Source organism: Mycolicibacter nonchromogenicus (assembly GCF_002101775.1).
Lineage (GTDB): Bacteria > Actinomycetota > Actinomycetes > Mycobacteriales > Mycobacteriaceae > Mycobacterium > Mycobacterium nonchromogenicum.
In genome coordinates this window covers 1-22,330 of record NZ_LQPI01000062.1, presented here as the reverse complement: position 1 = coordinate 22,330, position 22,330 = coordinate 1, and the positions used below count along the sequence as shown (strand labels likewise).

The 22,330-nt window shown below is 67.9% G+C and carries 25 protein-coding genes; 5 read left to right on the top strand and 20 right to left on the bottom strand.

All coding sequences use genetic code 11. From position 1 onward, the window contains the following. Window positions 1-95: 95 nt before the first annotated feature. Window positions 96-1,571, top strand: coding sequence for an HNH endonuclease signature motif containing protein (locus AWC18_RS16940; RefSeq protein WP_085139482.1), 1,476 nt, complete (start codon window positions 96-98; stop codon window positions 1,569-1,571). Window positions 1,572-1,593: 22 nt separating this feature from the next. On the opposite strand, the gene AWC18_RS16935 is transcribed toward AWC18_RS16940, so the two are convergent. Beyond that, on the bottom strand, window positions 1,594-1,815 hold the full coding sequence (locus tag AWC18_RS16935; protein WP_076048650.1) for a hypothetical protein: 222 nt from the start codon (window positions 1,813-1,815) through the stop codon (window positions 1,594-1,596). A gap of 126 nt (window positions 1,816-1,941) precedes the next feature. Between AWC18_RS16935 and AWC18_RS16930 the strand changes: the two genes are divergently transcribed. Beyond that, window positions 1,942-2,247 carry a CDGP domain-containing protein gene (locus AWC18_RS16930; protein WP_076048651.1) on the top strand — a complete coding sequence of 102 codons (306 nt, stop codon included), beginning with the start codon at window positions 1,942-1,944 and terminating at the stop codon, window positions 2,245-2,247. Between the two features lie 5 nt (window positions 2,248-2,252). Here the strand turns inward: AWC18_RS16930 and AWC18_RS16925 are convergent, their stop codons facing one another. From AWC18_RS16925 to AWC18_RS16865, 13 genes are all read right to left on the bottom strand, one after another. After that, complete coding sequence (locus tag AWC18_RS16925) at window positions 2,253-2,654, bottom strand: flavodoxin family protein (protein WP_234801318.1); 402 nt, start codon at window positions 2,652-2,654, stop codon at window positions 2,253-2,255. Between the two features lie 50 nt (window positions 2,655-2,704). Continuing rightward, window positions 2,705-3,121: a hypothetical protein gene (locus AWC18_RS16920; RefSeq protein WP_420093355.1), complete on the bottom strand. Its 417-nt coding sequence runs from the start codon at window positions 3,119-3,121 to the stop codon at window positions 2,705-2,707. A gap of 47 nt (window positions 3,122-3,168) precedes the next feature. After that, window positions 3,169-3,906: a 4-hydroxy-tetrahydrodipicolinate reductase gene (gene dapB, locus AWC18_RS16915; protein ID WP_085139481.1), complete on the bottom strand. Its 738-nt coding sequence runs from the start codon at window positions 3,904-3,906 to the stop codon at window positions 3,169-3,171. A gap of 14 nt (window positions 3,907-3,920) precedes the next feature. Continuing rightward, window positions 3,921-4,925 (bottom strand): alpha/beta hydrolase, encoded by a 1,005-nt coding sequence (locus AWC18_RS16910; protein ID WP_085139480.1) that lies wholly within the window; start codon window positions 4,923-4,925, stop codon window positions 3,921-3,923. Between the two features lie 33 nt (window positions 4,926-4,958). Next, on the bottom strand, window positions 4,959-6,044 hold the full coding sequence (locus AWC18_RS16905) for a PDR/VanB family oxidoreductase (protein WP_076048655.1): 1,086 nt from the start codon (window positions 6,042-6,044) through the stop codon (window positions 4,959-4,961). Next, window positions 6,037-6,987 (bottom strand): alpha/beta fold hydrolase, encoded by a 951-nt coding sequence (locus AWC18_RS16900; protein WP_085139484.1) that lies wholly within the window; start codon window positions 6,985-6,987, stop codon window positions 6,037-6,039. Before AWC18_RS16900 ends, AWC18_RS16905 begins: the two co-directional genes overlap by 8 nt. A 31-nt stretch (window positions 6,988-7,018) precedes the next feature. Continuing rightward, a complete protein-coding gene (locus AWC18_RS16895) occupies window positions 7,019-7,897 on the bottom strand; it encodes a metal-dependent hydrolase (protein WP_076048656.1) in 879 nt (292 codons plus the stop codon). An 88-nt stretch (window positions 7,898-7,985) separates the two neighbouring features. Further along, a complete protein-coding gene (locus tag AWC18_RS16890; RefSeq protein ID WP_085139479.1) occupies window positions 7,986-8,474 on the bottom strand; it encodes an SRPBCC family protein in 489 nt (162 codons plus the stop codon). A 31-nt stretch (window positions 8,475-8,505) separates the two neighbouring features. After that, entirely contained in the window at window positions 8,506-9,528 is a 1,023-nt protein-coding gene (locus AWC18_RS16885; protein WP_085139478.1) for a nitronate monooxygenase, read from the bottom strand. 4 nt (window positions 9,529-9,532) lie between these two features. Then, window positions 9,533-10,855, bottom strand: a complete 1,323-nt coding sequence (locus AWC18_RS16880) for a M16 family metallopeptidase (protein WP_076048659.1) — start codon at window positions 10,853-10,855, stop codon at window positions 9,533-9,535. After that, a complete protein-coding gene (locus AWC18_RS16875; protein WP_076048660.1) occupies window positions 10,833-13,082 on the bottom strand; it encodes a polyribonucleotide nucleotidyltransferase in 2,250 nt (749 codons plus the stop codon). Before AWC18_RS16875 ends, AWC18_RS16880 begins: the two co-directional genes overlap by 23 nt. A 303-nt stretch (window positions 13,083-13,385) precedes the next feature. Beyond that, window positions 13,386-13,655 carry a 30S ribosomal protein S15 gene (gene rpsO, locus AWC18_RS16870; RefSeq protein WP_085139477.1) on the bottom strand — a complete coding sequence of 90 codons (270 nt, stop codon included), beginning with the start codon at window positions 13,653-13,655 and terminating at the stop codon, window positions 13,386-13,388. A gap of 117 nt (window positions 13,656-13,772) precedes the next feature. After that, a complete protein-coding gene (locus AWC18_RS16865) occupies window positions 13,773-14,750 on the bottom strand; it encodes a bifunctional riboflavin kinase/FAD synthetase (protein ID WP_085139476.1) in 978 nt (325 codons plus the stop codon). Between the two features lie 24 nt (window positions 14,751-14,774). Here AWC18_RS16865 and mntR point away from each other — a divergent pair, with 24 nt between their 5' ends. Then, complete coding sequence (gene mntR / locus AWC18_RS16860; RefSeq protein WP_064996297.1) at window positions 14,775-15,473, top strand: manganese-binding transcriptional regulator MntR; 699 nt, start codon at window positions 14,775-14,777, stop codon at window positions 15,471-15,473. On the opposite strand, the gene AWC18_RS16855 is transcribed toward mntR, so the two are convergent. The 5 genes from AWC18_RS16855 to pptH all read right to left on the bottom strand — a co-directional run bounded on the left by AWC18_RS16855 (window position 15,470) and on the right by pptH (window position 19,700). Then, on the bottom strand, window positions 15,470-16,042 hold the full coding sequence (locus tag AWC18_RS16855) for a TetR/AcrR family transcriptional regulator (RefSeq protein WP_085139483.1): 573 nt from the start codon (window positions 16,040-16,042) through the stop codon (window positions 15,470-15,472). The two genes, mntR and AWC18_RS16855, sit on opposite strands and share 4 nt — an antisense overlap. A gap of 164 nt (window positions 16,043-16,206) precedes the next feature. Beyond that, window positions 16,207-17,184: a DUF2804 domain-containing protein gene (locus AWC18_RS16850; protein ID WP_085139475.1), complete on the bottom strand. Its 978-nt coding sequence runs from the start codon at window positions 17,182-17,184 to the stop codon at window positions 16,207-16,209. 7 nt (window positions 17,185-17,191) lie between these two features. Next, window positions 17,192-18,124 (bottom strand): tRNA pseudouridine(55) synthase TruB, encoded by a 933-nt coding sequence (truB, locus tag AWC18_RS16845; protein ID WP_085139474.1) that lies wholly within the window; start codon window positions 18,122-18,124, stop codon window positions 17,192-17,194. Next, a complete protein-coding gene (gene pptT, locus AWC18_RS16840) occupies window positions 18,079-18,738 on the bottom strand; it encodes a 4'-phosphopantetheinyl transferase PptT (RefSeq protein WP_085139473.1) in 660 nt (219 codons plus the stop codon). The genes truB and pptT overlap by 46 nt, the downstream gene beginning before the upstream one ends. Further along, window positions 18,735-19,700: an ACP phosphodiesterase PptH gene (gene pptH / locus AWC18_RS16835; RefSeq protein ID WP_076048668.1), complete on the bottom strand. Its 966-nt coding sequence runs from the start codon at window positions 19,698-19,700 to the stop codon at window positions 18,735-18,737. Before pptH ends, pptT begins: the two co-directional genes overlap by 4 nt. A gap of 129 nt (window positions 19,701-19,829) precedes the next feature. On the opposite strand from pptH, the gene AWC18_RS16830 reads away from it, so the two are divergent. Together AWC18_RS16830 and AWC18_RS16825 are read left to right on the top strand one after the other, a co-directional pair. Then, entirely contained in the window at window positions 19,830-20,411 is a 582-nt protein-coding gene (locus AWC18_RS16830) for a DUF3558 domain-containing protein (RefSeq protein WP_076048669.1), read from the top strand. A gap of 59 nt (window positions 20,412-20,470) precedes the next feature. Then, a complete protein-coding gene (locus AWC18_RS16825; protein ID WP_234806565.1) occupies window positions 20,471-22,066 on the top strand; it encodes a CocE/NonD family hydrolase in 1,596 nt (531 codons plus the stop codon). 11 nt (window positions 22,067-22,077) lie between these two features. Here AWC18_RS16825 and AWC18_RS16820 read toward each other — a convergent pair whose 3' ends face one another. Then, a complete protein-coding gene (locus tag AWC18_RS16820; RefSeq protein ID WP_133055005.1) occupies window positions 22,078-22,266 on the bottom strand; it encodes a hypothetical protein in 189 nt (62 codons plus the stop codon). Between the last annotated feature and the right edge of the window lie 64 nt (window positions 22,267-22,330).

Genomic DNA, 22,330 nt, shown 5'->3' with positions numbered 1-22,330 from the left:
GGACCATGATCCACTCAACCTCCTCACGGCCGCGTTGTGAATAACGCGACCCTGCCAAAAAGTTTGAGTCAGTGGAGAGGCGTAGTATCGAACGTATGTTCGATGTAGGTTTGCCGGAGCTGGAGGCGCTCGGCGCCGCCGGAGACAATCTGCTGGTGGCGGCAATCAGCGGCTGGGCTCAGGTGGAGGCCGCAGCAGCGGCCCGCCGGCTGGCGGCCATCGCCGAGTTGGTCGCGCGGCGCACCGACGGACCCGCATTGGAGCGGTCCCGCTGGGCATGCGACAACTGGGACGCTGCGGCGGCCGAAGTGGCCGCCGCCGAGCACATCAGCCACGGCATGGCCTCCAGCCAGATGTATCTCGCCTCGGCACTGCGCGAGCGACTTCCCAAAGTGGGCGCCCTGTTGGCCGACGGCGTGATCAGCGTCCGACTGGCCGCCACCATCTCGTGGCACACCACGCTGATCACCGACCCGGGCGTGCTGGCACTCGTCGATGCCGAGTTGGCCGTGTTGGCGACCGCGCTGGGCCCCTTGTCGGCGGCCAAGACCGCCACCGCCATCGACGCACTCATCGATCGGCATGACCCCGCCGCGGTGCGTCGTGCCAGCACTACCGCACGCGGCCGGGAGGTGGTCATCGACAGCGCGAACAGTGAATCCGGTGTCACCGGGTTATGGGGACGGCTGTTCGCCGTCGATGCAGCCGCACTGGATCAACGGCTGGACAAGATGGCCCGCAGCGTCTGCGAAGACGACCCGCGCACCGTGGCCCAGCGCCGCGCCGATGCTCTCGGCGCCCTGGCTGCCGGGGCGGACACCCTAGCTTGCGCCTGCGGGCAACAGGCTTGCCCGGCCACCCATGGCGCAGACGCCCGCGCAGCTCAGGTCGTGGTCCACGTGGTCGCCGAGGCGCCTCCCGAAGCGGGCGCGGGGACCAAACCGCCCAACAGGGCGGCCACCACATCGGGGCGCATTGTCGGCGGCGGCAGTGTGCCGGCACCCTTGCTCGCGGAGTTGATTCGGGGTGGCGCCACCGTCAATCCCCTGCGCTTCTGCGCCGAGGCCGAGAATCGCTATCGCCCGTCCGCGCGATTGGCAGCGTTCGTCCGGGCCCGCGACCTGACGTGTCGATTCCCCGGTTGCGATCGGCCCGCCACCGCCTGCGACATCGACCACGCCATCGCCCATCCCCGCGGCCCGACGCACTCGGCGAACCTTCGTTGCTTATGCCGAAAACATCACTTGCTCAAAACCTTCTGGATCGGACCCGGCGGCTGGACCGACCGCCAACATCCGGACGGCACCATCGAATGGACCGCCCCCACCGGTCACACCTACCTCACCCGACCGGGTAGTCAGCTGCTTTTCCCCGCCTTGTGTCGACCCAACCCACCACCACCGACGGCGGCAGCACCGGACCCACCGCCCACCCAACGCGGCGTCATGATGCCCATCCGGAGACGGACCCGCCAGCAGGACCGCGTCCGGTGTATCAACGCCGAACGCGCACTCAACGCCGACTACGCCGCTCAAGTCATCGCCGAACGCAACCAACCCCCGCCGTTCTGACTGAGCCGGCACCTGCCGACCGTCAGCTCTTGAAGGGCAGGATCTTGTCGAGCTGGTCGATTTGCTTGCGCAGGTCGTGGATCAGCGCGGTGCCCCTTGCGGTCTGGGCGACGGCGTAGATGCCGTTCTGATGCTGGGCCAGCTCCGCGATGTTCTCGTAGGCGACGCGCACCGACTCCAGGGTGCGCGCAAGCAGGTCCGTTGTGGACTCCGTCGTGGACGCGGTGTCGTTTGCATAGCTCACGGCAGTGGAGTGTATCGCCTCACGATATGAACTGGGTGAGAACCCGCGGGCATAATCTGGAACAAAACATCGGCCGCGTCCGGCATAGTCATTCGACAACCACGACGCGATGAGAAGGGGTCGACCGTGAAGCGTTACCTCACCGGAGGCCTGACCACCACACTGGCGGCCACCGGGCTGGCGACCGGGTGGCTGATCGCCGCGGCGCCGGCCGCCCAGGCAGGCTGTCAGGACAACCCGCTGCTGTTCTTCTCCACCGCCCAGAAGTGCGACGGTCCGATTCAGCCCGACGGCAGCTGGCAGCGCTGCGTCATCTATTACTACGAGCCGCCGAAATCACCGCCGTCGCAGCAGGACTGCCACTCCATGGGGCCGGGCCGTGAGTACCCGTTCCACTCGTTCTACATGCCGGAAACCCACATCGACCCCTAGCGGGTTCAGTCCATCAATTGCGCGGCCACTGTCGCGCCGAGTTCCCAGCACGCCTCCAGGTCAGACTTGGCCGGCTTGCCCGAAACCACGACGTAGTCGGCTGCCTTGACCCATCCCAGTCCGGTCGTGATGGAGTCGACGGCCCGTTCTGCACCCTCTGTTCCCTCATTGCCGTGCAGATAGAGGCCAAATGGCCTGCCGCGCGTCGAATCCAGGATCGGGTAGTAGCAGACGTCGAAGGCGTGCTTGAGCGCCCCGCTGATGTAGCCGAGGTTGGCCGGGGTGCCCAGCAGGTAGCCGTCGGCGGCCAGCATGTCGACCGGTGACACCTCCAGCGCTGCCCGGCGCACCACGTCGACTCCTTCAATCTCCGGGTCGGTCGCACCGGAGAGCACCGCCTCGAACATCGCCTGGCAGAACGGCGAGGGCGTGTGGTGCACCACCAGCAGCGTCTTGCTCACCGCTGCGCCTGCAACTCGACCGCGGTCTTCATCGCCTCCCGCGCGCGACGACGGTCGCCGGCGAACTCATAGGCGCGGGCCAACCGGTACCAGCGCCGCCAGTTGTCGGGGTCCGCGTCCAGTTCGGCACGAACGGTGTGGAACAGGGCGTCGGCGGCCTCCCGTTCGATGCGTCCGGACGGACGCCGCGGCAAGGCCCCGGCATCGAGTTCCATGCCGTCCTCGGCGATCAGCCGCGACAGTCGCTGGTGGGCGAACCCGTCGCGCAGGGTGGCGACCATCGCCCACACCCCGAGAAACGGCATGATCAACAGGGCCAGTCCCATCCCGATCGCCGCCGCCGAACCGGAGGCGATCAGCAGCACCGCTATCCGGCCCAGAAACACCGCATACATCAGCAGCGCCAGGCACATGAAGGCGATCAGCACCTTCACCCTGGTGGCCGGCGACACCTTGATCACTACTTCAGGTCGAGGAGAGGCTCGATACCGATGGTGAGTCCGGGGAATTCGGCGACCCGGCGCACGGCCAGCAGCACGCCGGGAACGAACGAGGTCCGGTCAATGCTGTCGTGCCGGATGGTGAGCGTCTCCCCCATGGTCCCGAACAGCACCTCCTGGTGGGCGACCAGCCCGGCCAACCGGACCGAATGCACCGGCACACCGTCCACGTCCGCGCCGCGCGCTCCGGGCAGACTGGTGCTGGTGGCGTCGGGGTTGGGCGGCAGCCCCTTTCGCGCTTCGGCGATGAGCGCAGCGGTGCGCGTGGCGGTGCCTGAGGGTGCATCGGCCTTCTGCGGGTGGTGCAGCTCGATGACCTCCACCGATTCGAAGAACCGTGCGGCCTGCGTCGCGAAATGCATAGACAGCACCGCGCCGATGGCGAAGTTGGGAGCGATCAGCACCGCCGAGCCGGGCTTGGCCTCGATCCAGGAACGCACCTGGGCCAACCGCTCCTCAGTGAACCCGGTGGTGCCCACCACCGCGTGAATCCCGTTGTCGATCACGAACTTCAGGTTGTCCATCACGACGTCGGGGTGGGTGAAGTCGATCACCACCTCGGTGCCGCCGTCGGTCAACAGGCTCAGTTCGTCACCGGCGTCGACCTCGGCCGACAGCGTCAGATCTTCGGCGGCCTGCACCGCCGCAACCATGGTGGCGCCGACTTTTCCCTTGGCGCCCAATACTGCTACTCGCATGGTTGCCACCCTACTTACGACACTTCCCGGCGAGCCTCGTCGGGCCGGTCGGCGTCGGCCAGGCGTTCGGCGATGAAGCCGACCATCAGGTCATACGCCGCCCGGCTTTCCGGCAGGAAGCCGAACAGCGCCGGGAAGGCGTGCACCTGATGAGCCCACAGCTCAAGTCGGCTGGACCGATTGTGCTTCAGCAGCGCGGCGTGCAGCCGTTCACTGTCGCAGCGCAGGGTCTCCGACTCGGCGGCGATCAATAGGGCCGGCGGCATCGTCTCCAGTGGGCCGTTGATCGGCGACAGGTCATGACGCATCGGCGGCGACGGGCACACGTGCTCGACCAGGTCCGGCAGCGCGTCGGCGATACCGAATGCGTCGGTGCCCACGTTCGAGTGGGTGCTGCGGGCCGTTCCGTCGAGCTCCAGCAGCGCCGAGATCCCGATGACTCCCGCGGGGGCCGGCAGCCCCTCCTGCTGGGATCGCAGCGCCGTGGCAAACGTGAGAAACCCCCCGGCGGAGTCCCCGGCGATCACCGTCTTGGCCGGGTTCGCTCCCTGCTCCAGCAGCCAGCGGTAGGCGCCGACGCAGTCCTCCACGGAGCCGTCCACGCTCACGTCGGGGAATTGCCGGTAGTCGACGTGCACCACCGGCAGCCGGGTGCGCCGGGCCAGGGTCGCCACGACGTGCAGGTGGGTGTCGAGACCGCCGGTGAAGAAGCCGCCGCCGTGGAAGTACAGGATGGCGCCCTCGCTCAGTGGGGCGAGGCAGTCCGCTCGGCGAACGATCTCGACCGGCACCCCAGTGGCGACATCGCGGGTGAACCGGATCCGGAAATGGGGTCGCAGCCGTTGCAGACGGGCGACGGTGTTGGTACGGCGGCCCAACTGCGCCAACGTCGCGGCCATGGCCTCGGCGCCCCCGCGGCGGCTGATCCACCGCACCAACCGCGGCATTATCGCCGCGAAGACGGCGTAGATGATTCTGGCCCGCAGACTCGCGCGATGGATCTCAGTAACACCCGACATCCGAGCATCCTATCCGCACCGGTATGGCTCGACTCAGGCGTCGATGATGACGCGTCCCCCGTTGGCCCGCGAGACACAGACCAGCATCTCGTCGCCGCCCTCGGCGGTGCGTCCACGCCGGTCGACCTCACCGGAGACCACTTTCACCTTGCAGGTGCCGCAGAAACCCTGCCGGCACGAGTATGCGGTCGTCGGATCGGCGTCGAGCATCACGTCCAGTGCCGAACGGTCCGCGGGAATCGCCAATACCCGCCTCGATCGGGCCAGCTCCAGCTCGAACGGAACCCCGTCGACCACCGGAGGCGGACTGAACCGCTCATAGTGCAGCGGAGCATCGGCGTGTTGGTCGCGGGTGACTCGCACAGCCTCGAGCATCGCGCTGGGGCCACAGACGTACACCGCAGTCTGCGGCCCGGCAGCGGCCAGCAGTTCCTCGGTACCGGCGAAGCGGCCGTGCTCATCATCGGCCCACACCGTGACCCGCTCGCCGTCCACGGTCAGCACCTCGTCGAGCAGGGGCATGTCGGCGCGGCTGCGGCCGGCATACACCGCGCGCCAATCGATTCCGCGCTGGGCGGCCTGGCGAATCATCGGCAGCATCGGGGTCACACCGATCCCGCCGATGACGAACAGCACGTCGCTCTCACCGGTGCCCAGATGGAACGCATTGCGCGGACCTTCGAAAAGCAGCGTGTCGCCCTCGGCGTAAGCCTCGTGCATCTCGACTGATCCGCCGCCCCCGTCGTCCAGCCTGCGTACCGCGATGCGGTACTCGGTGCGGCGCCCGGGCTCTCCGCACAGCGAGTATTGCCGCCGGCGGCCGGAGGGCAACTGCACGTCGATGTGACCGCCCGGGGTCCAGTGCGGCAGCAGTCCCCCGTCGGGGTCCGCGAGAGTCAGGGCAACCACATCGCTGGTCAGCATCTCGCGCTTGGTGACGACGGCGGCGACTGTGCGCGGCACCGCGGCCACCCGAGACGGCTTCCACCGCGAAAGTGCAGCCATACCACCGATTACGGTGATCGCCCCCCAGAGCGCATTGAACAGCCGGTCATGTTTGCGCCGGCCATAGAGGTCGGCGGGGCGCGATCTCCAGATCTGCGCGGTCGTGTCAGGCATGCCGAATGTCATTGCCGGACGAGCCGGCACCGCCGGCCACACTGTGCTGCACCCACTCGTCGGTGAGCCGGGCGATCACCGCGGGGCGATCGACCACCACCCAGTGGCCGCCGTCGATGTCGAGCACCCGGTGGTTGGCCGGAATCGACCCGGTGTAGCGCTGCAGAGCCGGGCTGACGAATACGTCGAGGCGAGGCGCGAGCACCTGCACGGCGACATCGGTCGCGGGCAGTGGCCGCGACGGCCTGAGGAAGGGACCCGGCATGTTGGCCCGATAGAGGTTGAGCCCGTTGACGTAGTCGTTCTCCGCCCGTGGGATGGCTGGTTGCGGCCTGCCGGAGCGGCCGATTCGGCCCAGCCAGTCCAGGACCCTGACGCCCAGACCGGATCGGAAGGCGGCCTCGGGAACCCGGGGGGTCAGGAACAGCCAGATATAGCTCGACTCGAGGAACTGCCTAACGACGTCACCGAGTGTCCGCAGGTTGCGCGCCGAGCGCAGGAACACCCCGGCGTAATCCAGGTGAGGGCCCGAAATCGAGGTGTAGGAGACCACTTTGGCCGCCACGTCCGGGTCGGTGATGGCTGCCCAGCCCTGGATCGAACCCCAGTCGTGGCCCAGGAGGTGAATCTGCTCGGCCCCCTGCCGGCTCAGGTGCTCGATCACCGCGGCGACGTCGGCGATCAGGTGCGGGAATCGGTAGCCGGACTTCTCCGCCGGCGCCGAGGACGCCCCCGCCCCGCGTACGTCGTAGGCGACGACGTTGTAGCGGCCCGGGTTCTGCTCGATGAGCTCGCGAGCCACCCCGTCCCAGACGTGGTGGTTGTCCGGGTAGCCGTGGATCGCCAGGATGGTCGGCCGTTGCGGGTCCAGCTCGGTGTACGCGTGCACCGCGAGGGTCACGCCATCGGCCGTTGTCACAGTGGTGGTGGCAGGGGTGGTCATGAACTGCACTCCTCGTTGTTCGCGCGGGGGGTCAGTGCGTGGCGCGGGCTGCGGGCGAAACGGCCAGGTAGTTGACCGCCTTGTCCACCCCACCGAGTTGCGACGGATGGAAGCCGGGCCGGTAGTACGAGGCGATCGCGGGCAGGAATTCGAACGGCGAGGGCACCAGCCCGCGGCGCGCAGCGATGAACCAGTCCCGCCAGCGCGGTTTGGTCCCAGCCGGCAGGAGCGGGTCCACGTTGTACATGAACCGCAGGCCACGCACCCACATCAGCAGCATCAGGGGTGTGACGGCCAGCTGCGTGCGGACCTGCCGAAAGAAGCCGGCCCGCAGGTGTTTCATGACGTCGAACGCGACGGCCTTGTGCTCGACTTCCTCGGCGCCGTGCCAGCGCAACATGTCCAGCATCACCGGATGGGCGCCGATCTCGTCCAGCGCGGGGCTCTCGAGGACCCATTCCCCGAGAATCGCCGTGTAGTGCTCGACGGCGGCCACCAGCGCCACCCGTTCCAACAGCCAGCGTTGCTGCCGACGCTTACTCCAGGTCGGCCGGTCACCGAGCAGGCGAGCGAACAGCCAGTGGATCTGGTCGGTGAACGGCGACATATCGACCCCGCGGGCGGCCAGGTGCTCGACAACCGCCGCGTGTGCCTGGGAGTGGGTGGCCTCCTGACCGATGAATCCCTGGACATCGAGCCGTAACTGGTCATCCTTGATCAGCGGTAACGCCTGCTTGAACACCTCGACGAAGAATTCCTCGCCGGCGGGCAACAGCAGGTGCAGCACGTTGCAGAAGTGCGTCACGAAGGGCTCTCCCGGCACGTAGTGCACGGGCAACTCCGACCAGTCGAATCGGACGTCGCGGGCCTGCAAGACGATGTGCTCGTGGGTGTCGTCGACGCGGAGCATCGAACCTCCTTTTCGACAAATATACGTCAAATGTCAAGTACGACGACGGTGGTGGCTCTCTGTTGTCTGGCGCCGAGCACCCCGCGCTCTACTGCGACTGCTGACCGGCGCGCTGCTCGGCTTTGCACTTGAGCCGGTCCAGGGTGATCCGGATGTGGTCGGCGTTGGCGGCCTTGCGGTCGGCGACACCGCTGATCAGCCGGCTGATCCCGAGTAGCCAGCGGGGCCGGTGGTCCCAGGTGCTCTCGGTGACCTGGCAACCGCCGTCGGTCGGGGTGATCTCGTAGGACCAGCGGGACACCGGCAACATCGACGCTCGCACGTCAAAGGCGAACAGGCGAGCGGGCTCGGCGTCGGTGACGGTGCAGGAGGTGTTCCAGCTGTGTGAGCCGTTGCGGTTGGCGCCGCTGAACTTCGCGCCGGGACGCGCCGAATCCCCTTTGCGCCAGTGCATGGCGACGGTCTCCTCGGCGCAGTCCGTCAGCGCGGACAGGTCGGTGATCAGCGCGTATACCGTCTCAGGGGCGGCATTGATGTGCACCGTGCCGCGTGCTGAGGGGGCCAACGTCTCAGTCATGCGGCGATCATAACGACGCCGTACCGGCTGGTCAGGGAGTCAGCGAATCAATGATGTCAGCGGCCGCAGCCGCACGGGCGTTTCGGTAGCCGGTCCCAGCCCACATGTTGGTCCCGTGCGGGTCTTCGTGGAACGCAGCGGCCGCGCGGATCGGCGCGGTCAGGTGGTTGATTTCGGGGTAGCCCACCGGCGCCACCGCCTCGTACCTGCGCGTGAAATCGTTCTCGAGGCCGCGCGCGTAGCGACCGGAGAAAGCACACGTCACCGTGGTGTTGGCGAACTCCGGATTGGTCAGTGCGGCACGGTAAGTCGGGTTTGTCCCCGCTTCATCCGCCAGCAATAGGGCGGTACCGACCTGGGCGGCGACTGCCCCGCGGCCCAGCACGCCGGCAACCTCGGCCGCGGAACTGAGCCCACCCGCCGCCACCAGGGGCACGTGACCGTGGGCGTGGCGGATCTCGGCGAGCAGGTCCTCCAGGGAGTCCTCACCGGGCCGCACATCCGGAGCGAAGGTGCCCCGATGCCCACCGGCCTTGGGGCCCTGCACCACCAACACCTCGGCACCGTGCCCCAGCGCGACACCGGCCTCATAGGCCGACGTCACCGTGACCATCGTCAGAATGCGCATCGCCCGCAGCGACTCCAGGTCGTCCGGCGACGGTGTCCCGAACGTGAAGGAGACCACCGTGGGCCGCAGGTCGGCGATCACCTCGAGCTTCTCCGCCCAGCAGTCGTCGTCGCCGAAGCGGGGTTCTCCCAGCTCCACGCCGTAGTGCTCGGCCAGCGGATCAAGCAGATCGGCGTACTCGTCGAGCAGCACCACGTCGACATAGCTGGGCTGGGGCACAAACAGGTTGACGCCGAAAGGAGCGCTGGTGGCAGCGCGCACCGCGGCGATGTCATCGACCAGCTGATCGGCGGTGCGATAACCACCGGCGACGAAACCCAGACCGCCCGCCTGCGACACCGCTGCTGCCAGCGCTGGGGTGCCGGGTCCGCCCGCCATCGGGGCGCCGAGCAACGGGACGGTGAGTTCGGAGAAGCTGAACGCCATTCCCCTAGCCTGCCATCGACCGCAAACGCCGCGGAAGCGCCCCTTTCGAGCGGTACGGACCCAGAACCGCGACGCCGTAGGGCTGGCACAACAGTTGGCGGGCCACGGCGTTGACTTCCTCGACGGTGACCGCGGACAGCTCCCGCAGGGTGCGCGCGATGGGCCGGTGCCGGCCGTAGTTCAACTCGCTGCGACCCAGCCGGTTCATCCGCGAACCGGAATCCTCCAGGCCCAGCACCAATCCCCCGCGCAACGATCCCTTGGCGATCCGGCACTCGTCGGCGGTGATTCCGTCGCGCGCCACCGATTCGAGCACCTCGGCGGTCACCGCGACCACCTCGGCGAACCGGTCCGGCTGACATGCGGTGTACACCGACAGCGCGCCGGCGTCAGCGAAGGTGTCCACCGACGAGTAGATCGAATACGCCAGTCCGCGGGTCTCCCGAACCTGTTGGAACAGCCGGGAACTCAGACCGCCCCCCAGTGCGGTGTTGAGCACCGCCAGCGCCTGACGATGTTGCCAATAGCGTCCGGGCGCCCGCACTCCCAGAGACATGTGCGTCTGATCGGCGTCGCGGTTGACCACGGTCAGCCCGGGCGTGCCGGGCACCCGGGCAGTGCCGCGCCGCGGCTCGGCGGGCTTCTCACCACGAATCAGGCGGTGCCCGAAGTGTTCTCGCACCATCGCCACCACCGTGTCGTGGTCGACGTTGCCGGCGACGGCGACCACCATGCGCTCCGGTGTGTAGCGACGCTGGTGAAACGACCGCAGTTGGGCCCGCGTCATCGACGACACCGACTCGACATTGCCGATCACCGGCCGGCCGATCGGATGATCGCCGAACAGCGTCGACAAGAACACATCGCCCAGCGCATCCTCGGGATCGTCATCGCGCATCGCGAGTTCCTCGAGGACCACGTCGCGCTCGAGGTCGACGTCGGCCGCCGCGCAGGATCCGTTGAGCACCACATCGCTCACCAGCGCGACCGCTAGCTCCAGATCCGTGTCGAGTACGTGGGCGTAGTAGCAGGTGTGCTCTTTGCCGGTGAAGGCGTTGAGCTCACCCCCGACGGCGTCCATCGCCTGGGCGATGCCGGCCGCCGTACGAGTCGGGGTGGCCTTGAACAGCAGGTGTTCCAGGAAGTGCGCCGCCCCGGCGACCGTGGGGCCCTCGTCGCGCGATCCGACGCCGACCCAGACGCCCACCGACGCCGAACGAACCGCGGGGAGGTACTCGGTGACCACCCGCAGTCCGCCCGGCAGGGTGGTGCGTCGCAGTGTGGCGCGCGGCGGCGCCCCGGTGTCAGCTTTCGGCAGGCGCGGCATCGGCAGACTCAGCGGGCCCCGCCTCTGGGGTCGACTCGTCCACGGGCACCAGCGAGATCTTGCCGCGGTTGTCGATGTCGGCGATCTCCACGCGCAGCTTGTCGCCGACCTTCACCACGTCTTCGACCTTGGCGACCCGCTTGCCCTTGCCGAGCTTGGAGATGTGCACCAAGCCGTCCCGGCCCGGCAGCAGCGACACGAAGGCGCCGAAGTCGGTGGTCTTGACCACGGTGCCCAGGAACCGCTCGCCGATCTTCGGCAGCTGCGGGTTGGCGATCGCGTTGATCCTGTCGATCGCGGCCTGCGCCGACGGGCCGTCGGTGGCGCCGACGAACACGGTGCCGTCGTCCTCGATGGAGATCTGAGCGCCGGTCTCCTCGGTGATCGAGTTGATCATCTTGCCCTTGGGCCCGATCACCTCGCCGATCTTGTCCACCGGAACCTTGATGGTGGTGACCCGCGGCGCGTACGGGCTCATCTCGTCGGGGGCGTCGATGGCCTCGGCCATCACCTCGAGGATGGTCAGACGCGCGTCCTTGGCCTGCGCCAGCGCACCCGCGAGCACCTGCGACGGAATGCCGTCGAGCTTGGTGTCGAGCTGCAGCGCGGTGACGAAGTCCTTGGTGCCGGCAACCTTGAAGTCCATGTCGCCGAACGCGTCCTCGGCGCCCAGGATGTCGGTGAGGGCGACGAAGCGGCGCTCGGTCTTGCCGTCCACCTCGACGTCGTCGGAGACCAGGCCCATCGCGATACCGGCGACCGGAGCCTTCAGCGGCACACCGGCGTTGAGCAACGCCAGGGTGGATGCGCAGACCGAACCCATTGAGGTGGATCCGTTGGAGCTCAACGCTTCCGACACCTGACGGATGGCGTAGGGGAACTCCTCGATGCTGGGCAGCACCGGAACCAGGGCCCGCTCGGCCAGGGCGCCGTGGCCGATCTCGCGACGCTTGGGCGAACCGACCCGGCCGGTCTCACCGGTCGAGAACGGCGGGAAGTTGTAGTGGTGCATGTAGCGCTTGGAGGTCTCCGGCCCCAGCGAGTCGATCTGCTGGGCCATCTTGACCATGTCCAGCGTGGTCACCCCGAGGATCTGGGTCTCACCACGCTCGAACAGGGCGCTGCCGTGCGCCCGGGGCACCACCGCGACCTCGGCGCTCAACGCCCGGATGTCGGTGATACCGCGGCCGTCGATGCGGAAGTGGTCGGTCAGGATGCGCTGACGCACCAGCTTCTTGGTGAGGCTGCGGTAGGCCGCGCTGATCTCCTTCTCGCGACCCTCGTAGGTCTCGGCGAGGCGCTCGATCACCTCGGCCTTGATCTCCTCGGTGCGCTCGTCCCGCTCGGCCTTGCCGGCGATGGTCAGTGCCTTCGCCAGCTCGTCGGTGGCGACGGACGCCACCGAGTAGTAGACGTCCTCACCGTAGGGCGGGAACAGCGGGTAGTCGGCGGTCGGGCGGGCCGCCGCGTCGGCCAGCTCCTGCTGGGCCCTGCACAGCGCCGCGATGAACGGCTTAGCGGCCTCCAGGCCCTCGGCAACCACGGTCTCGGTCGGCGCCTGAGCGCCGGCTTCGATGAGCGCGATGACGTTCTCGGTGGCCTCGGCCTCGACCATCATGATCGCGACGTCGCCGTCTTCGAGGGTCCGGCCCGCCAGCACCATGTCGAACGCAGCATTTTCGAGCTGCTCGACGGTGGGGAACGCCACCCAGGTGCCGTCGATCAGCGCCACCCGCGCCGCACCGACCGGGCCGGAGAACGGCAGGCCGGCAAGCTGGGTGGAGGCCGACGCGGCATTGATCGCCACCACGTCGTAGAGGTCGTTGGGGTTGAGGCTCAACACCGTCACCACGACCTGGACCTCGTTGCGCAGGCCGTCGACGAACGACGGGCGCAGCGGGCGGTCGGTGAGGCGGCAGGTCAGGATCGCGTCGGTGGACGGCCGGCCTTCGCGGCGGAAGAACGAGCCGGGGATACGACCGGCCGCGTACATCCGCTCTTCGACATCGACGGTGAGCGGGAAGAAGTCGAAGTGGTCCTTGGGAGCCTTGCTGGCGGTGGTCGCCGACAGCAGCATGGTTTCGTCGTCGAGGTAGGCGACGACGCTGCCGGCGGCCTGTTGCGCCAGCCGGCCGGTCTCGAAGCGGATGGTGCGCTTGCCGAAGCTGCCGTTGTCGATGACAGCGGTGGATTCGAAGACGCCTTCTTCAATTTCAATTGCAGACATAAAAGCCCGTGCGGCCTTTCCTGGTTTGTTCAGCTGTTTTCGCAACATCAGACGTGCGACAGCCAACAACCTGGATGCGGCTACGGTCGTCGATCGAAGCGGCCGGATCTTTAAAGACGTGCTTTAGACCCGGCTGCCACTACCGAAGACCGCCCGATGCAGGTCTGGCTGTTCGCAGGGACGTGTCCCGTCGTAACGTGCCGGAGTGGCGTACGCGGATGCGGGGGCCACACCGATGTCCGGGCCTGGCAGGCCCGGAACGGTCTCACTCTACACGCCGGCGGCTGGCGCCGGCCCGATTCGTCAGCGACGCAGACCGAGGCGCTCGATCAGCGAGCGGTAGCGCGCCACGTCGGTCGCGGTCAGGTACTTGAGCAGACGACGCCGCCGGCCGACCAGCAGCAGCAGCCCGCGCCGGGAGTGGTGGTCGTGCTTGTGCTTCTTGAGGTGCTCAGTCAGGTCGGCGATCCGCTTGGTCAGCAGGGCCACCTGCGCCTCGGGCGAGCCGGTGTCCGTCTCGTGCAGGCCGTAGCTGGCGAGGATCTCTTTTTTCTGCTCGGCGGTCAGCGCCACGACAAATCTCCATCAATAGGTCCCGCGGAATATCAAGTCGGCGGCCACCGCGGACTGCAGCACGCCGAGGGGCGAGTCTAGCAGCGCGTGGGTCAACCGTCCCAATCGTGCCGGCGCTCAGTCGTCGCAGAGCAGACCGCGGGTCTTCTCGACGTCGGTGTTCATCGCCGCCACCAGGTCTGCCACCGAGTCGAACTTCTTCTGGCCGCGGATCCGGCTGACGAAGTCGACGGCCACGCGCTGCCCGTACAGGTCGGCGGTTTCGTCGATGACGAACGCCTCGACCGTGCGGGCCCGCCCGGAGAACGTCGGATTGGTGCCCACCGACACCGCGGCGCGGCAGCGCTGACCGGCGACGAGGGTGCCGGGCACCTGGCCGTGCCCCAGCACGGTGAACCACGCGGCGTACACACCGTCGGCCGGAATCGCCGCAAAGGCCGACGGCGCCACGTTGGCGGTCGGAAAGCCCAAGCCGCGTCCCCGGCCGTCGCCGCGCACCACCAGCCCTTCGACCCGGTGTGGCCGGCCCAGCGCCTCAGCGGCCGCCGCCACATCGCCGGCATCCACGCAGGATCGGATGTAGGTGGAGGAGAAGGTGACGGACTGGTCGGCGGCGGCGCGCTCAGCCACCAGCGACACCGATTCGACCCCGAATCCGAACTGCTCGCCTGCGCGGCGCAGGGTTTCGACGTTGCCGGCGGCCTTGCGTCCGAAGGTGAAGTTCTCCCCCACCACGACTTCCACCACGTGCAGGTCCTCCACCAGCAGTTGGTGGATGTAGCGGTCCGGGGTGAGCTTCATGAACTCCGGCGTGAAGGGGATCACCAGGAAGACGTCGATGCCGAGCTGCTCGACCAGCTCGGCGCGGCGTGCCAGCGTGGTGAGCTGCGCCGGATGGTTGCCGGGGTAGACGACCTCCATCGGATGCGGATCGAAGGTCATCAGCACCGTCGGGACGCCGCGCTCCCGGCCGGCCTTCACCGCATGACTGATCAGTTCCGCATGCCCGCGGTGCACACCGTCGAACACGCCGATGGTGAGCACGCACCGGCCCCAGTCTGTGGGGATCTCGTCCTGCCCCCGCCACCGCTGCACCAGGACAGCCTAAACTGTCGGGTTGTGAGCCCTTGGGAGCAGTCGGATGGGCTGAGTAGCGTCGCTCAGGACTATCTGAAAGTCATCTGGACCGCTCAGGAATGGTCACCCGACAAGGTCAGCACCAAGATGCTGGCGGAGAAGATCGGCGTGTCCGCCAGCACCGCCTCCGAGTCGATCCGCAAGCTCGCCGACGCGGGCTTGGTGGATCACGAGAAGTACGGCGCGGTGACGTTGACCGACCAAGGGCGTCGGGCGGCACTGGCGATGGTTCGCCGGCACCGCCTGATCGAGACCTTTCTGGTGTGCGAGCTCGGCTACAGCTGGGACGAGGTGCACGACGAAGCCGAGATCCTCGAGCATGCGGTGTCGGATCGGCTGATCGCGCGCATCGACGCCAAGCTGGGCTTCCCGCAGCGGGATCCGCACGGTGACCCGATCCCGGCAACCGACGGGCAGGTGCCCACTCCCCCGGCCCGCCAGTTGTGGGCGTGCGCCGACGGCGAAACCGGCACGGTCGCACGCATCTCCGACAACGATCCGGAGATGTTGCGCTACTTCGCACAGGTGGGCATCAGCCTCGACGCGCGTCTGCGGGTGCTGACTCGCCGCGACTTCGCCGGGATCATCTCGATAGCCCTGGATTCGCCCCCGGACTCCGATCGCGAGCACGCCACCGTCGATCTGGGCAGCCCTGCTGCCCAAGCGATCTGGGTTGTTTAGCTGGCCTCGACCAAAGCAGCCATCACGTGGCGCAGGTGGCCACCGGCACGCTCCCAGCGGCGCCGGGCACGGTCGGGGTCTTGGTCGACGAAGTTTGCGACCAGGATTCCGCGTAGCGCATCCATCGCGGTGTAGACGACGTTGCGGAGTTCTTTCTTGGCCGGGTGGTCGGGCAGCAGCTGCGCGATGGCCGCGATGAGCGTGCCGTTGACGACCGGCTCCACCCGCTCGATCTGGCGGGCCAGCACGGGATCGGTCCGGGCGGCCACCCACAGTTCCATCGTGGCGACAAACAGTGGCCCCTGGTGCGCCTCCCACAGGAAGTCCAGCACCGTCGACGCCAAGTCAGGACTGCTCTGGACGCGACTGACTTCGCGGATGGCCGCCTGCGCGCGTTGTTGGGCGAGGTGCTCGATGGCCGCGACGACCAGATCTTCCTTGGACCCGAAGTGGTGGATCTGCGCGCCACGGGTGACCCCGGCCATCTCCGCGACCCGCGAGGTCGTCGTGCCCGAATAGCCGTAAGCCGCCAAACATTCCACGGTGGCGTCGAGGAGCCGCACCCGCATCGCGGCACTGCGCTCCGCCTGGGTACGCCGACTGCGCTTCGCATCGACGCCAGTCACTGATCCTCTTTCCGTCGGGAGTGGTCGATCCACCCGCAACCACTGACCCGGTTGACCATCGATTGTAGTTACCGCCACGAGGGCGGGCTTTTACCGGCGGGGATCCCTCACCAGAGCAGGTGCACCTGTTCGGCCCAGCCGAGCAGACCGTTGACGGCAACACTGGCACCGTCGTCGGTGCGGATGCGGCCGTCGTAGTGCCCGAAGCACTGATGAGTGCCCGGCGCCGGTGACCGGTGATGGAACGGGGTGAACGTCAGCTCCACCTGATCGGAGTCGGGCGTGCGGATGGTCCACGGCCCGGTGTAGTCGGGGTAGTGCCAGTCCAGTTCGGCGCCGATCTTGGTCAGTCGGCCGTCCACGCAGAGCGCGTTCTCCGTGCTCGGCGTGCCGACCGTCCACTTGCCGCCCAGCTGCAGGCCGACCGTGTGGCCGCCGGTGTGCCCGGAGGCAGCGCCCCAATTCCACACGACATGGGCCGGCCATCGCCCGCGTCCGTGGTCGAGCACACCCCAGCCGCCGGCGAAGTCGTAGGTGACCTCGCCGACCCGCACGACACCGGACGCCGGCCGCGCGGTGTGCTTGGCGGTGTACTGGAATCTGTTGCGGCTCCACGGCACCACCACCGCCAGGGTCTCGTGCTCGGGCGGTAGCGCCACGAAGAGGTCACCGGCCATCGGACCGGCAGAGGTCTTGCAGGAGAACTGGATCCGCGTGCCGTCGGGCTCGGTGGTGAGATCGATCGCAATCAGGCCGCGAGCGCGGGCCGGTCCGTCGCCCAGGCTGGACGGCAGCCTTATCCCCCACCCACCCGGGTGCAGACAGCTCCGGCTCACCTCACGCCCGGAGTAGTCCAGCAGGAAGACGTTGCTCAAGCCGAGGTAGTCGAGGTCGGCGACGGTGATCGCGATCAGGTGGGTCGGCGTCGTCAGGCACCAGTACTCCCAGCGCTTGGTGCGGCCCCAGCCACGCAGGTTGCAGCGGTGCTGCGGTGTTCGGGTCCAACCGACGGCCGCCGGGTTCAGCGACCCGGACGAGGTGCACAGATCGACAGGCTCGGTGATCTCGCGTTCGTCGGTGGCCATCGGCGGACTATAACGTCGCCGGCCGGATCACGACCACCGACTTGGTCCGCCTTCCCGAGTCCTCCAGCAGTGCGATCACCCGACCGTCGAGATCGGTTGCCGCGTAGGTCCCGTCGATGCCCGCCGGCGTCAACGGCCGGCCGTGGCTGACGTCGACGGCTTCCTCCACGCTGAGGTCGCGGCGCGGAAAGGTCTGCAGGCAGGCCTCATCCAGGCTGTAGCTCAGCCGTGGGCACTCGGCCAGTTCGTCGAGGGTGCGGGCCTGATCCAGCCCGAAGCTACCAGCCCGGGTACGCCGCAACGCCGTCAGGTGTCCGCCGACCCCCAATTCGCCGCCCACATCGCGTGCCAGTGCCCGGATGTAGGTACCCGCCGAGCAGTCCACCTCGACGTCCAGATCGACGAACCCACCGGCACGCCGGACCTCCAACAGCTCGAAACGCTCGATGCGCACCGGCCGGGCGGGCAGATCGACCGCGCGCCCCTCCCGGGCCAGCTGGTAGGACCGCTTGCCGGCCACCTTGATGGCACTGACCGTCGAGGGCACCTGCTCGATGTCGCCGCGCAGCCCGCCGATCGCCGCCTCGATCTGGGCATCGGTGAGGTGCGCGGCTGAAATCGTCTCCAGCACCTCACCTTCGGCGTCCTCGGTCGAGGTGGTCTGCCCCAACCGAATGGTGGCGGCGTAGGACTTCTGCGAAGCGGTCAGCAACCCCAGGATCTTGGTCGCCCGTTCGATGCCGATGACCAGCACCCCGGTGGCCATCGGGTCCAGCGTGCCGGCGTGGCCGACCTTGCGGGTTCCGAAGAACCTGCGGCACCGCGAAACGACGTCGTGGCTGGTGATTCCGGCCGGCTTGTCGACGATCACCAGGCCGGCCGGCGGGGGCGCGCTCACAGCACGATCGCCGTCAGCACCAGACCGCCCGCCACCGACCATCGCCCGCGCAGCTCGGTCAGCGGAGGCCCGGACAGCGCCTCGGGATCGATCAGGATGCGAGAGACAAAGCTGCCGTCGGGGTCGAAGCTGATGTGGGCATCCTCGAAGCCCAACCACCGCCTGGTCAGCGGAAACCACACCTTGTAGGTAGCCTCCTTGGCGCAGAACAGGATTCGGTCCCAGTGCCGGTCTTGCGGCAATGTCGCGAGTTCGTCACGCTCGATCGGAAGGCTCACGGCATTGAGCACGCCGTCGGGCAGCACATCGTGCGGTTCGGCATCGATACCCACCGATCGCACGTCGCCACCGCGACCGACCACAGCTCCCCGGAAGCCCGCGCAGTGCGTCAGGCTGCCGACAACGCCTTCGGGCCACGTGGGCTCGCCCTTCTCCCCCTTGAGAATCGGGACCGGCGGTTGGCCGAGCTCTTCTAATGCCAGCCGAGCACAGTAACGCGCGGTGATGAACTCGTTGCGGCGCTTGGCAACCGAACGAGCGACCAGCGGCTCTTCCTCGGGCAGCGGGGCCAGCCCGGGCGGATCGTCGTAGCGTTCGGCCCAGGCCAACGAACCCACCGCTGCTCCGTCGAGCACACTGTCCAACAGCCTGCTCATCGCGCCTGCCGTTGGCGCGCCCGTTCGGCGAACTTCGCACTGGCTTCGCGCATCTCGTCGGTGATCACGAAGTGGCCGCCGAACTCATTGAGGTAACCGGGCGGGTAGTTCGGCTCGGGCAGTATCTGACGCAGCCACCGGTGCGGACGGCGTCGGCGCCATTCGCGCGGGTAGCCCACCGAGACCTCTTCGAAGCGCACGCCGTCATAGAACGTGGTGCGCGGGATGTGCAGGTGGCCGTATACCGAACATGTCGCGTTGTAGCGGGTGTGCCAGTCGGCGGTTTCGACGGTGCCGCACCACAGCGAGAACTCCGGGTAGAACAGCGCGTCGCAGGGCTGGCGCACCATCGGGAAATGGTTGACCAGCACCGTCGGGGTCATCCAGTCGAGGTCTTCAAGCCGCTTGCGGGTCGCCGCCACCCGGTCACGGCACCACGCGTCGCGGGTGCCGTAGGGCTCGGGAGACAGCAGAAACTCATCGGTGGCCACCACGTTTCTCTCCCGCGCGATGGCCATGCCTTCGGCCTTAGTCGTCGCTCCGGCCGGCAGGAACGTGTAGTCGTAGAGCAAAAACAGCGGCGCGATGGTGGCCGGGCCACCCTGCTCGGTCCAGAGCGGGAAGGGGTGTTCGGGGGTGATGACGCCCATCTGATCGCACATGTCGACCAGATAGTCGTAACGAGAGCGGCCGAACACCTGCATCGGGTCTTTGTTGGTGGTCCACAGTTCGTGGTTGCCGGGCACCCAGATCACCTTCGTGAAGCGCCTGCGCAACAGATCCAGCGCCCAGCGGATCTCATCGGTGCGCTCCGCCACATCACCGGCGACGATCAGCCAGTCATCGCCGGTGACGGGGTGCAGTCCCTCGATGACCGGCTTATTGCCGAAGTGGCCGGTGTGCAGGTCAGAGATCGCCCACAGGGTTGGGCCGTCTGCGGCCGTGCGTTCGTGGGTGCTCACGAGGGTCGAGCCTAGTCGGCGCTCCGGGCGCCTCCCGCTTGCAAGGGTCGGGTCGTCGCCTTCGGGGCAGTGGCATGTGCCACAACTTGTACACTCCCGGCAGAGCACCCGGCGGAAGCGAGGAGTGTCATGCTCACCAAACTGCGTCTGTTCACCGCGTTGGGGGCGCTGGTGATGGCCGTCGTGATGGTCTGGCAACAGACACCCCTGCGCGATGACTACGCCGGCGCCTCCGGAGTCCAGTTGCGTTCCACCGCACTGCCGCTGGCACCGGCCACCTCGAGCAAAGCGGTCAATCTCACCAACCCGCGCCCGTTCGACGCCTGCGAGGACATCCCCTACGACGTCATCGCCCAATTGGGACTGGCCTTCACGCCGCCCAAGCCGGTCGAGGGCGTGCGCTGCGAATTCGACGCCGGCAACTACCAAATGGCGGTCGAGACGTTCGTGTGGCGCAGCTACGACGAGTCGATTCCGGCCGACGCGATCGAGATGGACATCGACGGGCACCGGGCGGCGCAGTACTGGGTGATGAAGCCCACCGAATGGAACAACCGGTGGTGGTTCTCCTGCATGGTGGCGTTCAAGACCAGCTACGGGGTGATCCAGCAGGCGCTGTACTACTCGCCGGTGTACTCCAACCCGGACGTGGACTGCCCCACCGAGAACCTGATGCGTGCCCATCAGCTGGCTCCCCACTACAAGTACTGAGACCCATGGCCACCATCGATTCGCCGCGTCTGACCGGCCCCCGCCTGACCGATGTCGTGATGAACCGGGCGCTGCAGGGCCTGCCGCCGCCGACCACCGGCTACACCGTGCGCCGGGAGCAGATCCGGATGCGCGACGGGGTCGAGTTGCGCGCCGACCACTACCAGCCGACCGGCGACGTGGCCGGCACCCTGCTGGTGCGCTGCCCTTACGGCCGAAAGTTTCCGTTCTCGGTGGTGTTCGCCCGGATGTACGCGGCCCGCGGCTACCGGGTGATTCTGCAGAGTGTGCGCGGCACCTTCGGCTCCGCCGGGGTGTTCGAGCCGATGGTCAACGAGGCCGCCGACGGTGCCGACACCGTGGCCTGGATGCGCACCCAGCCGTGGTTCACCGGGTCTTTCGGGACCATCGGGTTGTCGTATCTGGGCTTCACGCAGTGGGCGCTGCTGGCCGATCCGCCGCCGGAGTTGAAGGCCGCGGTCATCACGGTCGGACCGCACGACCTGTACCAGTCGACCTGGGGCGTGGGCGCATTCGCGCTCAACGACTTCTTGGGCTGGAGCCACATGATGGCCCACCAGGAGGTGCGTCCACGGATCCGGGCCGGGGTGGCGCAGCTGACCGCCCAGCGCAAGGTCAGACGCGCCGCTGCCGGGTTGCCGCTGGGCGCAGCCGGCCGGGCCCTGCTGGGCGACGCCTCACCGTGGTACGAGTCGTGGGTCGAGCACCCTGACCGTGATGACCCGTTCTGGGACAACCTGCGTCACCCGGCGGCACTGGAGCAGACCCAGGTTCCGGTGCTGCTGCTCAGCGGCTGGCAAGACCTGTTCTTGGACCAGACGCTGACGCAGTTCCAGGCCCTGCGCGACCGCGGAGCCGAGGTGGCTCTGACCGTCGGCCCGTGGACGCACACCGAGATGGTGACCAAAGGGCTGCGCACCGTCACCACCGAATCCCTGGCGTGGCTCGACACTCACCTCGCCGGCGCCGACCGGCCGCCGCGAACCAGCCGGGTGCGCGTCTACGTGACCGGCGGTGGAGGCTGGCGTGAGTCACCCGACTGGGCGCCCGAGTCGACCGGTCGCAGCTGGTGGCTGCAGCCCGCCGGGCGCCTGGCCGACGCGCCGCTGGCCGACGGTGCGACCGACTCGGTGAGCTTTCACTACGACCCCGCAGACCCCACCCCCACGGTGGGCGGGCGACTGCTCGCCCCCGGGGGCGGCTATCAGCGCGACGATGCGCTGCCTCGCCGTGCCGACGTGCTGACGTTCACCGGGGAGCCCCTGACCGAGGATGTCGACGTTTTCGGCAGCCCGGTGGTGGAGCTGGCGCATTCCAGCGACAACCCGCACGTCGATGTGTTCGTCCGGGTCAGCGAGGTCGACGCCCGCGGACGCTCACGCAACGTCAGCGACGGCTACCTTCGACTGGCCCAGGACGCGGGGAAGGTCCGTATCGAGCTGGATCAGATCGCGCACCGCTTCGCGGCCGGATCCCGCATCCGGCTGCTGATCGCCGGCGGCAGCCACCCCCGGTACGCCCGCAACCTGGGCACCGGCGAACCGGCGATCAGCGGCGCCGCTCAGCGGCCGGCAACGCACACGATCGACCTGGCCCCATCAGTACTGACGCTGCCGGTGCACGCGGGGCGCTGACCCGCAAAGCGTCACGGTGTCAACACGCCGCTCAGCAGCGTGTCGATGCCCATGTCTACGGGCGCGTCGGCCAGCGGGAAGAAGCCATCGACGTCGGGCTCCGACATGACTGCCATGTCGGCGAACCAGCCGTCGATGGTCAACGGGAAGAGATCGAATGTGTCAGGTGCGGTGGTCAACGCCTCGGCGGAATTTGTCAAGGTGTTTGAGTCCAACGGGTGTTAAGCGGCTGCCGTCTGGTCCTCCTGTTCGATGGGTTTTGGT